The organism is Oceanivirga salmonicida (assembly GCF_001517915.1).
Classification (GTDB): Bacteria; Fusobacteriota; Fusobacteriia; order Fusobacteriales; family Leptotrichiaceae; genus Oceanivirga; species Oceanivirga salmonicida.
Genome location: NZ_LOQI01000047.1, coordinates 1 through 12,962, shown reverse-complemented (window position 1 = coordinate 12,962; position 12,962 = coordinate 1). Strand labels below are relative to the sequence as shown.

General features: G+C 26.7%; 11 protein-coding genes. All 11 read right to left on the bottom strand.

Annotation, left to right across the window (positions count from 1 at the left end):
• Positions 1-414: 414 nt before the first annotated feature.
• The 11 genes from sodC to AWT72_RS06110 all read right to left on the bottom strand — a co-directional run bounded on the left by sodC (position 415) and on the right by AWT72_RS06110 (position 12,857).
• Positions 415-981 (bottom strand): superoxide dismutase family protein, encoded by a 567-nt coding sequence (gene sodC / locus AWT72_RS06160; protein ID WP_067142417.1) that lies wholly within the window; start codon positions 979-981, stop codon positions 415-417.
• A gap of 96 nt (positions 982-1,077) precedes the next feature.
• Positions 1,078-1,470: a hypothetical protein gene (locus AWT72_RS06155; protein WP_067142413.1), complete on the bottom strand. Its 393-nt coding sequence runs from the start codon at positions 1,468-1,470 to the stop codon at positions 1,078-1,080.
• 137 nt (positions 1,471-1,607) lie between these two features.
• Positions 1,608-3,431 (bottom strand): translational GTPase TypA, encoded by a 1,824-nt coding sequence (typA, locus tag AWT72_RS06150; protein WP_067142410.1) that lies wholly within the window; start codon positions 3,429-3,431, stop codon positions 1,608-1,610.
• The gene (locus tag AWT72_RS06145; RefSeq protein ID WP_067142407.1) at positions 3,418-4,194 is read right to left on the bottom strand and encodes a formate/nitrite transporter family protein; all 777 of its coding nucleotides are present in this window, start codon (positions 4,192-4,194) and stop codon (positions 3,418-3,420) included. The genes typA and AWT72_RS06145 overlap by 14 nt, the downstream gene beginning before the upstream one ends.
• Before the next feature lie 5 nt (positions 4,195-4,199).
• Entirely contained in the window at positions 4,200-5,072 is an 873-nt protein-coding gene (gene pdxS / locus AWT72_RS06140; protein WP_067142404.1) for a pyridoxal 5'-phosphate synthase lyase subunit PdxS, read from the bottom strand.
• Position 5,073: 1 nt separating this feature from the next.
• Positions 5,074-5,769, bottom strand: a complete 696-nt coding sequence (locus AWT72_RS06135; protein WP_067142401.1) for a nitroreductase family protein — start codon at positions 5,767-5,769, stop codon at positions 5,074-5,076.
• A gap of 14 nt (positions 5,770-5,783) precedes the next feature.
• Complete coding sequence (locus AWT72_RS06130) at positions 5,784-7,679, bottom strand: M13 family metallopeptidase (RefSeq protein ID WP_231724060.1); 1,896 nt, start codon at positions 7,677-7,679, stop codon at positions 5,784-5,786.
• 1 nt (position 7,680) lies between these two features.
• On the bottom strand, positions 7,681-10,581 hold the full coding sequence (locus tag AWT72_RS06125; protein ID WP_067142398.1) for an alpha-amylase family glycosyl hydrolase: 2,901 nt from the start codon (positions 10,579-10,581) through the stop codon (positions 7,681-7,683).
• 4 nt (positions 10,582-10,585) lie between these two features.
• Entirely contained in the window at positions 10,586-11,914 is a 1,329-nt protein-coding gene (locus AWT72_RS06120; RefSeq protein ID WP_067142394.1) for a glucose-6-phosphate isomerase, read from the bottom strand.
• Positions 11,904-12,254, bottom strand: a complete 351-nt coding sequence (locus tag AWT72_RS06115; protein ID WP_067142391.1) for a hypothetical protein — start codon at positions 12,252-12,254, stop codon at positions 11,904-11,906. Before AWT72_RS06115 ends, AWT72_RS06120 begins: the two co-directional genes overlap by 11 nt.
• 18 nt (positions 12,255-12,272) lie before the next feature.
• Positions 12,273-12,857, bottom strand: coding sequence for a hypothetical protein (locus AWT72_RS06110; RefSeq protein ID WP_156413095.1), 585 nt, complete (start codon positions 12,855-12,857; stop codon positions 12,273-12,275).
• Between the last annotated feature and the right edge of the window lie 105 nt (positions 12,858-12,962).

Sequence of the window (12,962 nt, the reverse complement as noted above, 5' to 3'; positions counted from 1 at the left end):
AAAAAATTCAAAAATAAAAAAATATGTTAACACTTTTTTTTTTTTTTTTATTTTTTATTCTCCCCTTTTAAATTGCATCCTTTTTTACTATTTTACCCCCCCCCCCCCCGTAAGTCAAGCTTTTTTTTGTTTTTTTCTTAAAACTACACTGTTAATTACGGGTAAACTTATAAATTTCCTTATAAACATTAACTTTTAGCGATTTACATAATAATAAAAAAAATATTTAATATTACGAAAAAAAAAACTTTATTACTAGCCTTTATAGGACTAATAATAAAGTTTTTATATTTTTCTTGAAAATTAATTTTAAAATTTATTTCATAATCTAAGATTATTCTAAATATTAATCCTATTGTAAATTCCCTAAACATTGTTTTTTGGTTTTACAAATAGTATTTCGTTAAATTGTAATTATTTAATAACACCACATGCCATACGAGGACCACCGCCACCTAATGGGGAAGGATGATCTGAATGGTTATCTCCACCTTGATGAATCATTAATGAATGTCCTCTTATCTCAGATAAATGTTTTAAACGTGGTGCTAATACTGGATTATTTGCTGTACCATCTGGGTGAGTAGCTAATGCTGGTAAATCACCTAAATGTGCTTTATCAGACCAAGGATGACCATGCATTCCTGTTTTTTTAGGATCCCAATGCCCTCCAGCTCCTAAACCTGCAACCAATTTACCATCTTTTTCTTTTGGTTCACAACTTGGATTTTCATGAATATGGAAACCATGTAAACCAGGTGTTAATCCTTTTAATTCTGGTGTAAATACTAAACCATATGGTGATTCTGTAACAATAACTTTACCTATGTATTTATTCCCTTTAATAGGATCTAATAATTCCATCTTAACTTCAATTTTTTTGTTTGTGTGTGCTTTTTTATGATTATGCATACTATGATGAGTATGAGCTATTGTTAATGTTGATATACCGCAAAGTATAGCTATTAATGTTTTTTTCATTCAATACTCCTTTATTATTATCTTTTGCTTCTGTCAATATATTGTCTAATTCTTATTTTTTTCCTTAGTTAATATATATAAATCATTTCCATTTTTTTAATTTAGTTTATCTAAATTGTTTTCTATTATATATTCTATTTCTTCATAATCTTTTATTGTTTTGGCTTTTTTTAATTTTATTCTAAATAAATTTAATTCTTTTTTTATCTCATCTATTTCATGTTCTTCCAAATCTTCTTCGACTAATTTTATTATTTTTTCATTTGTTTCTAGCAATATATTATCTAACTCTTCTTTTTCATCCTTAGTTAATATATATAAGTCATTTCCTTTTCTTTTTTTATCTATCTTATCTGAATGATTTTCTAATATATCTAATAATTCCTCTATATCTACATTAGTATATTTTGTTGCCCCTCCATCATAAATACTTATGCTAAAAGCGAATATTCCACTCATTAAAACTAATGCCATTAATATTTTTTTCATATTTTACTCCTAATTTTTTTATGAAATAAACACCCTTATAGATTTAAAAATTTTATTTTATCATATATTTTTAATTATAAGCATATATTATAATCATTTTTTACTTGTTTTTCTTTAAACATTAATTCCTAAATATATTATTTATCTTCTCTTGAAAATTGATTTCTATATCTCTTTCTTTCTGTTTCTGATAAAATTTTCTTTCTTAATCTTAGGTATTTTGGTGTTATTTCAACTAACTCATCATCAGAAATATATTCTAGCGCTAATTCTAATGTGAACTTCTTAGCAGGTGCTAATTTTACATTATCATCAGACCCAGAAGCACGCATATTAGTTAGTTTTTTACCCTTACAAGTATTTACTACTAAATCATTTTCTTTTGAATGTTCTCCAACTATCATTCCTGCATATACTTCATCTCCTGGTTCTACAAATAGTATTCCACGAGGCTGTAAGTTATTTAATGAATAAGCAAAACATGTTCCAGATTCCATAGCTATTAATGCTCCTTTTTTACCTGTAACTATATCTCCCTTATATTTGTCATATTCTAAGAAAGTATGATTAAGTATACCTGTTCCCCTAGTTTCAGTTAAAAACTCATTGGTAAATCCTAATAATCCTCTTGAAGGTGCTTTAAATTCTAGTCTAGTGTAGCCATCACTACCTTTTTCCATAGATATTAATTCACCTTTTCTAATTCCTAATTTTTCTATAACTACACCAACATATTCATCAGCAACGTCTATACTTACAAATTCTATCGGTTCTGATTTAACACCGTTTATAGTTTTAAAAATTACTTCTGGTCTTGAAACCGCAACTTCGTAACCTTCTCTTCTCATATTTTCAAGTAAGATAGAAAGTTGTAATTCTCCTCTACCTTTAACTATAAATGAATCTGGCGAATCAGTCATTTCTAATTTCATACTTACATTATGATTAACTTCTTTTGTTAATCTTTCAAGTAAGTTTCTTGAAGTAATATACTTACCATCTCTACCTGCAAAAGGAGATGAATTTACCATAAAAGTCATAGATAAAGTTGGTTCATCTATTTCTATTAAAGGTAATGGTTTAACTATATCTTTATCAGTTATAGTTTCACCTATATCTATATGGTCTATACCTGCTATAATTACTATATCTCCTGCATAAGCTACTTCTGTTTCTATTCTTTTTAAACCATCATAAGTATATATTCTACCTATTTTAGCCTTTACTTCACTACCATCTCTTTTAACTACAATAACTTCTTGATTTCTTGATACACTTCCGTTGTATATTCTACTTGTTCCAAGTTTACCTACATATTCGTCATATTCAGTATTCATTATTTGCATTTGTAATGGCTTTTCTATATCTCCACTAGGATTTGGTACATTTTTTAATATAGAGTCAAATAATGGTTTCATATTATCACTATCATCTTCTAAATTTAATTTTGCATACCCTGATTTTGCACTAGCATAAATTATTGGAAAATCTTGCTGCATATCATTTGCACCTAATTCAGAAAATAAGTCAAAAACTAAGTTAACTATTTCTTCTGGTATACAATTAGGTCTATCTATCTTATTAATAACTACTATCGGTGACAAACCATGTTCTAATGCTTGTTTTAAAACATATTTAGTCTGTGGCATTACTCCTTCAAAAGCATCTACTAATAGTAATACACTATCAACCATTTTTAATATTCTTTGTACTTCTCCACCAAAATCAGCATGTCCTGGTGTATCTATAATATTTATTTTATAATCCTCATAATTTATTGAGGCATTTTTTGAAAATATAGTAATTCCTCTTTCTTTTTCAAGATCATTACTATCCATTACTCTTTCATTTACTTGTTCATGCTTTGAAAAAGTTCCTGATTGTTTTAATAAAGCATCAACCAAGGTAGTTTTACCATGATCAACATGTGCTATTATTGCGATATTTTTAATTTTTTGCATTTAATTCTCCATTATATTTTACTGTGATATATAGTGGTAGTATCATAAAAAATACTCCACCAACAAAATTTCCTATTCCTGAAAATAAGAAATTATACGCTATTTGTGATATTGTTACTCCTGATTTTAACATATATGCGGTAGGTAAGTATAGCATATTTGCAACTATATGGTCATAACCTAATACTATAAATAGCATTATAGGAAACCATATACCAAATATTTTGGCTATTCCTTCCTTAGAAGCATAGGCTATTAAGGCAGAACCACATACTAATACATTACAAAGTATTCCTTTTAAAAATATTTCATAAGCACTTGCATGAACTTTATGTTCAGCCATAGAAAATAAAAGTTGTTTTCCTGTTTCGCTTAATGTGTGTGTTCTAAATGTTATATATGCAATAAATAAACAACCTATAAAATTGAAAAATAATACAAATAATATATTTTTAAAATATGCCATATAAGTTATTTTTTTATCTACTGCCGCTGAAATTACCATAGTATTACTAGTAAATAATTCATATCCTAATAAAATTATACTAATTAATCCAACAGGAAATACTGCTGCTCCAGCAAATTTAGCTAATCCTGTGTTAATTGCATATAAATCGGCAGAAACTACTATATTAGCAACTGCCCCTAATGCAATAAAAGCTCCTGCCATAAAACTAAGTATCGCTGTATTTAGTAGTTTTTTTTCTGCTTTTATCTGACTTTTGTGTATTACATATTCTACTAATTCTTTTGTGTCTTTCATTTTTTTTATTTCCCTCTCTCAGCCATTAAAATTTGTATTTCACTTTCGTTAATACCAACCATGGCTTCTCCTAAATTTTCAGATATTTTTGCAAGCATTTCAGGTTTATTATAGTTTGTAACTGCTTCTACAATAGCCTTTGCTCTTTTTTCAGGATTTCCTGATTTAAATATTCCTGATCCAACAAATACTCCTTCTGCTCCTAATTGCATCATAAGTGCTGCATCAGCAGGTGTTGCTACTCCCCCTGCTGCAAAGTTTACAACAGGTAATTTACCATTTTCATGGACATACATAAGTAAGTCATAAGGAACTTGTAGTTCTTTTGCCATAAAGTACAATTCATCTTTTCTCATAGCTTGTACTTTTCTAATATCTCCATTCATTTTTCTTATATGTCTTACTGCTTGTATTATATCTCCTGTACCAGGTTCTCCCTTAGTTCTTATCATAGAAGCACCTTCATTTATTCTTCTTAATGCTTCTCCTAAATCTTTTGCTCCACAAACAAAAGGAACCTTAAATTCTCTTTTATTTATATGTAATTTATCATCAGCTGGCGATAAAACTTCACTTTCATCAATATAGTCTATTTCTATTGCTTCTAATATTTGTGCTTCAACAAAATGTCCTATTCTAGCTTTCGCCATTACAGGTATACTTACTACTTCTTGTATACTTTTTATCATAGCAGGATCACTCATACGAGATACTCCACCAGCAGCTCTAATATCAGCTGGTATTCTTTCTAATGCCATAACAGCACATGCACCTGCCTTTTCGGCTATTCTTGCTTGCTCAGGAGTAGATACGTCCATTATTACTCCACCTTTTAACATTTGTGCTAAATTCTTGTTTAATTCATATCTTTCATTCATACTATTTACCTTCTTTCTTGGCAAAAATATTAGCTAAAACATCAGTAAACATTGGTTGGTTTACATTTATTTTTTTGAACCAATTGTCTAACTCCTTTTCATAATCAAACAAAGCATTTTCTTGTATTCCCTTATTATATTTATCTTCCATAACTAATACTTCACTTGGTAATTTTGGTTTTGTATTAAGTTCTAGCATATTGCTGTTTTCAGGCACACCCAAAGTTAAACCTATTGCTATTTTAGTATGTTCTGGTAAATCAAATAATTTAGCTAAATTCTCAGGGTCATTATTAACTCCACCTATAATAGTACAACCATAACCTTTTGCAGTTGCTGCTATATTTAATAAATATGTCATTATTCCTGCATCAACTGCAAATTTATTTAATAATAAACTACTATCTACCATTTCAACACCTTTTTTATTTAATGTTGTATTGGCTCTGTATAAGTCTGTTATTATTAGTATAAATACTTTAGCATTTTCAACCTGTGGTTGTCCACCACAAAGTTTAGCAATCTTAGAAATTTTTTCTTTATCTTTTGTATACACTATTGAAGTTGATTGACTGTTATATGCACTAGGTGATTTAGTAGCTAACTCAAAAATTTCTTTTAAATCTTTTTCTAACACTTCTTCATCTTTAAATTTTCTCACTGATTGCCTATTTTTTATTGCTTCTAATACTTTCATAAATTTCATCTCCTTTACCAAATATTAACTCTTTTCTCAGGAGAAAGATACATTTCATCTTCCTCTTTAATATCAAACGCTTCATAAAATTCTTTTAAATTTCTTGGTTGTATATTAGCTCTTAATTTAGCTGGAGCATGAACGTCTACACTAAGAAGTAAATCAGTATATTCTTCTTTTGCTTTCATACACCATATTTTAGCAAAATTAATAAAGAATTCTTCTAAATTAACTTCTCCTGTATTTTTTAATGCTTCTAATGAACAACTAAGCCCTCCAGCATCTGCTATATTTTCTGCAACTGTTAATTCTCCATTAACTTTTGAATTTCCAAATGGTATACCATCAAATTGGTCTATCATTGCTTTTGCTTTATTATCAAATATTTCAAAATCTTCTTTAGTCCACCAATCGTTAAGGTTTCCTTTTTCATCAAATTTAGCCCCATTATTATCAAATGCATGTGATATTTCATGACCTATAACTGCTCCTATACCACCATAGTTTTCACTTTTAGTTTGAGATAAACTATAAAATGGTGCTTGAAGTATGGCTGCTGGGAAGCAAATTAAGTTTCCTGTTGGAGAATAATATGCATTTACCATATTTGATGGCATATGCCACTTAGTTCTATCAACGGGTTTTGCTAAATCTGCAAAATGATTTTTATTTAATATTTCACTAAATTTTATCACATTTTCAAAGAAAGTTTTACTTTCATCTACTATTAATTCTTTGTATACTTCATCATATTTATCAGGATAACCTACTAAAATTTCAAAAGTACTTAATTTTTTAATAGCATTTTTTGAAGTCTTTTCATTAAGCCAATCATTTTTTGCTAACCTATTCTTATATACTTCTAGCATGCTAACTACCATATCATGTACATCTTTTTTGGCTTTTTCTCCAAAATATTTATTTCCATAATATATACTTATTACATCATCATATATTCCAGTCGCAAAATAGTATGAATACTTTTCTATATTTTTAGCCTTTTCTACTCCTGTTAAAAATCTTGAATAAGCTCCACCTTCTATACGCATTTCATCAGTTAAAATACTAGTATTTCCTAAAATCAACTTAACTATTAACCAAGATTTCATAAGTCCAAAATTTTCATCTTTCATTATTTCACTATATTTTTCAAAGAAATTTGGTTGGGTAACTATTACTTTTTTAGGTTCAAAACCAAATAAATCATTAAATATTTTAGTAAAACTTATCTTGTCAGTATATTTTTCAACTTCCCCTAAATCTTTTGGATTGTATATTTTAGTATAATCTGCTAGTTCAACAGAAGTTTTAGTATTTGGGTATATTAATTTATCAAATTCAAAAGTATCTTTAATTATATTTTTAGCATATTCACTTTCCATACCATATAGGTCTAATATTTTTAAAAGCATCTCTTTATATTTTTCTAATAAAACTGCTTTTTTAGGGTGAGTATCTTCATAGTATGTTTTATCTGGTAAAATTATACTAGGAATATCTAAATATAGGGCATGTTTAGTTGCTTCCATCATATCAGATTCTACTGAAATATTAAAAGGTAAACTAAATCCTTTTAATTTCCATTCATTTATTATTCCTGAAAAATCAGAAAAATCTTTTAGTGCTTTTAGTTTTTCCACATAAGGTTTTAAGCCTTTTACACCTTCTTTTTCTCTTTTGTCCATATCTTTAGTCATGTTGTAGAATTTAATAAATTCAACCATCATTTTATCATCTAAATTTTTAGTATCCATTTCGTTAAATTCTTTTATTAACATTTCCTCGGTTTTTATTACCAAATCATTAAAACCGCCAACTGTTGGTCTATCTTCTGGTATCTTAGCAGTTTTTAGCCATTCCCCATTTACTGCTTCATAAAAATCTTTTTTTATTAACTCTTTATTCAACATATTACTCATCATTCTCCTTTTTATACTTCAATACCATAGCCCTTTTAGCTTTTAAGGATACTACTATATCTCCTTTTTCATTACTCTTTATTTTTTTATTAGTTAATAAGTCCATATATGTAGTATTCTTATTATATATTCTAAATTCTATTTCATTATTTTCAAATGAATTATTTAAAATTATGATAAAACTATAGTTCTTGTCATATCTTTCGTATATAACCATATCTTTTTCATCATTTGCTAAAATTTCTTTGAATCTTCCATAAACTAAAGTTCTATTTTTCTTACGTATATCTATTATCTTTTTATACCAAGCAAATAGTTCTAAGTCTGCTTTTTGTTCATATACTTCTTCTCTATTTATTATAGACGGATTTTTCTCATTGTCAAACATATATTCATCCCAAAGCATAGGTTTTCTACAATATGGGTCTGTTGCTCCCCACATTCCTAACTCATCACCATAGTATATCATAGGTGCTCCTATATATGTCATTTGAAATACAGATATTAATTTTAATATATCTTTAGGTTTTATCTTAGAATTTACCCAGTCTATATTAGTGTTAGGATGATAATTAGAAGCCAAATCAGGTCTTATTCCATTATATCCCCTATCTAGTTGTTTACCTTCTTCTAAATTTCTACCTAACCCATCATTTACTATTCTTGAATAAAGTCTATCAGTATCATGAGAACCATTTAAGTTTTGCATAGCTTGCAATGCTTGATATGGATACCAAGATCTTTTTTCTCTTAATTCATTTAAAAATTCACTGGCATTTAACTTATATCTTTCACCATATTCACTTGATTGATTAATAAAATAGCCTATTACAGTTTTTAACCACTCATAATTCATAAGAGCATCAAACTTATTTCCATTATTAATATCTGCTGAGCCATTAGACCAAATTTCTGCTGTGATATAGCTTTCTTTTTTAGTAGATTTTAAAACTTCTCTAAATTCTAACCAGAAATCTTGATTTTCAAGACAGTTTGGAACATCTAACCTAAATCCATCTATACCATCATCATTTTTAAAATCTTTACTTACCTTATTATCAGGCCCTTTTAACCATTTACGGCAAATATTAAATATGTATTCCTTATACTCTTCATTAAAACTATCAAATTCAGGTAAAGTTTTTACTCCTGCCCAAGAAATATATTCTACATTTTCTCTATTATGTCTCATAGCTTCTTGTACTTGTTCAAAACTCATGTCATCTGTTATTTTCTTATGTTTAGAAAAATCATTAAATTTATACCATTTAGTATATTTAGAATTTTCTCCTTCGGCTAATGCTAAATTAAAACTCCAATGACGCTCACTACTATGGTTAAATACTCCATCAAATATTACTCTTATACCATTTTTGTGTAATTCTTTTATTAAGTCTACCATAATTAAATCTGATTCAGTCCATACCCATGTATCTACATTTTCTGTTTCAAAATAACCATTTTTACCCTTATTTTCTCCTTGTAGATTTACTTCTAAAAGTTCTAATTCACTATTATTTTTAGCTTTATTTCCCAAAACTTCTACATATGTTTTTTGACTTTCATCTACAAAAACATTGTGTTTAGAACCACTTGTTCTTATAGTTCCAAAATCAGGTGATATGTGTCTAAAATCATTTGCTCCATACTTATGATTTTGATATGAATAAAATACAGGATTAAGCCAAACTGCTGTAATTCCTAATTCTTTTAAATATGGTATTCTTTCTTTAATACCTTCTATATCTCCACCGTACATACGAGCATATTTTAAACTATAATCTATATCTTTTTCATATTCTTTTTCCCAATTAGTTCTTTCTGAATAATCAGCAGTCCATCTATTAAGATTAAATTTAGGTTTATCCTTATTCCAAAGTTTACTATTTATATATTTATTTTGATGTAATTCATTCATACTAAAATTTTCTGGTCCAAATTCATTAAATATTGGGTCATTATATATATTAGCATTATAGAACCTATCTGGAAAAATATTATACCATATAGCTTGTTTTGTCCATTCTGGTATAGAAAATATTTCTAAATTACTATTTTTATTTATATAAATTTTATCTATATCATTTTTAAAACTAAAATCTTTTCCGTTATAATAAAGTTTTTTTCCTGCATCTTCTAGTATATAAAATATGCTAAATTCTTTTTCTACTTTTTCAAAATTAATTATTCTTTTAAAATAATCAAATTCATTTTTAGTATTAGTATGCCTTTCAAGCTCTTTTATTTCTTCATAATTAGAATTTTTATGACTTATACTAATATAAGCCCTGTCAATATCAGATATTTGAGTTCTTAAAGTAACTTCGTATTGTAAATCAGATATTTTATTAATATGAGTTGATAAAGCTTCTGTTACAAATTCTCCATTTCCTATTTCGCCTTTTTTATATAATCTTCCACTTTCTCCAACTATTAAGTATCTATTTTCTCCGTTTTCAAATTCTCCGTTAATCACAAATTTATATTCATGATATCCATCTTTTAAATTTAAATATGCATAACCATTATTTATATCTAAATTTTCTACATTCCAATTATTAAAACTTCCAGCTATACTTGCATTTTCAAATGGACATTCTAATTTATATAATTTGGTTTTTTCTAAACTAAAATCATTTCCATTAATTTTTATTACTATATCTATACCATCTTGAAAACCTGTAATATCTTTAGGTTTTGCATTTTCATCAATGTAAGCATTAAAAATTGTAACAAAAGGTAAGGTATGTGAATAAGTTACAGCTTTATTATCTACTTTAAAACTATATGCTCCCTTTTCAATACCTGCCCAGTTGTATATAAATTCATTATTATAATTATGTAATTCTATTTCTTTATATTTTTCTTTATTTTTATATATACTTAATATCAATTTACTAGCCCTTTTTTATTCTTTCTAAAATTTTCTTTGTTTCTTCTTCATAACCTGGTTTTTCTAATAATGCAAACATATTTTTCTTATATGCTTCAACCCCTGGTTGATCAAATGGATTTATTCCATTTAAATAACCTGATATAGCTACTGTTTTTTCAAAGAAGTAAAACAAATAACCTAAATTAAATTCATCTGCTTTTTCTATATTAATTTCTAAATTAGGAACTCCACCATCTATATGTGCTAAAATTACTCCCTTACAAGCCATTTTATTAACATAATCTAATGATTTTCCTGCTAAGAAATTAAGACCATCTAAATCTTGCTCATCTTTTTCAATTATAATATCATGTTCTGGTTTTTCTATACTCATTACTGTTTCAAATAAATTTCTATTACCTTCTTGTATAGCTTGACCTATTGAATGTAAATCTGTTGAAAAATCTGCTGATGTAGGATATATTCCTTTGAAATTTTTCCCTTCACTTTCTGCAAATAGTTGTTTTAACCATTCAGCAATATAGTGTAATCTAGGTTCATAATTCACAAATATCTCTATTACTTTACCTTTTCTATATAGTATATTTCTTAATGTAGCATATTGCATAGCAGCATTACTATCAAAGTCATTTTTCATATCTTTTATAGCTACTCTTGCACCTTCCATCAACTTATCTATATCTATACCAGCAACTGCTATTGGTAATAACCCTACTGCTGTTAATACTGAGAATCTTCCACCTACATTATCTGGTACTACAAATGTTTCATAACCCTTATTAGTTGCTAAAGTTTTTAATGCTCCTTTTTCTTTATCAGTAGTTGCATAAATTCTTTTTGATGCTTCTTCTTCTCCATATTTTTCTTCCAATAATTTTTTAAATATTCTAAATGCTATTGCGGGTTCTGTAGTTGTTCCTGATTTTGATATCACATTTACAGAAAAATCTTTATCTTTTACTAAATTATATATGTCTTGTAAATAATTAGGACTCATATTAGTTCCTACAAAATATATTTCAGGCTTTTTAACTTGATTATAGTAGTTTGGTAATAAAAATTCTATTGCAGCTCTTGATCCTAAATATGAACCCCCTATACCTATGACTACTAATGCCTCAGAATTTTCTCTTATCTTAGTTGCGGCTTTTTTAATGTTTTCAAATTCCTTTTTATCATAATCATTTGCTAAATTTAACCAACCTAAAAAGTCTGAACCTTGACCTGTACCATTTTCTAATATTTCGCTTGCTAATTCTGCATAAGGTTTTAATGCATTAATTTCGTTTTTTACGACAAATCCTTTTGTGTATTCGTAACTAAATTTCATTTTCTAACTCCTTTTCTACTTGTTTGATATATTCATTTATTTCTTTTTTTACATTTATACTTAGGTATAGAAATATGTCTTTTACTATACTTCTACTCTTAATTTCACAAAAAATATCAAGTATAGTTGTATTATCTTTTTCTATAAAATCTATTTTCATGGTAATTTTTTGAGATTTATCTTCTAAAAAATACTCTAATTTTTCAAACTTTTTTTCTTTAAGCCATACTTCTATAAGTTTTTCATGTCTATACACTACTTTTTTTCTTGTTTCATATATCTTATTCCAAACCTTATCTATTGGATAATTTAATGTATATGTCATTTTATCTGTTTGCATTGTTCTCCTTATATCGATTTATTTTCTATCTTTAATATTTTCATTTATAACTTCACTTATTGTTTTAAAATTTTTAATTATTTTCATTTCACGACTAGACCATTTTATTATTAATGCTAAAACTATTATTATTATATATATCACCATATATTTTTTTTTATATTCAATTAAAACATTAACTTCATTTAAATCATTAGTTATAATAATAAACGTTAAATAAAAAACCCAATATTTACTAATAATCATAAGTACTATTTCAAATATAGTTTGAATAAAAAATCCGAAATTATATTCTACTTTTATTTTTTCTTCTTTTTCATTAGTATAAGTCCATGATTTTAAAAATGGAACATCATATGATAAAAAATACCTTGATACATATATAATAAATATTATAATATAAATACATAAACTATATTTACCATACATAATATTCCCTAATTCATTAACAATTTGAATAATTTCATTAGGAATCCATTTAAATAAATTATAAATTTCTATTTTTTTATAAATTACAAAAATATCTAATAAAAATAACAAAACTATATTAGGAATATGTTTTAATGATAAATTTTCTATTATTTTTTCCAAAATTTTCATCATAATTCTCCATATCTAACTTATCTAGCCTTTAATTATACCATAAATCCACAAAATCTTAAACTTAATTTAATAATAAATATAATTCTGTAAGTTGTAATAGTAAAT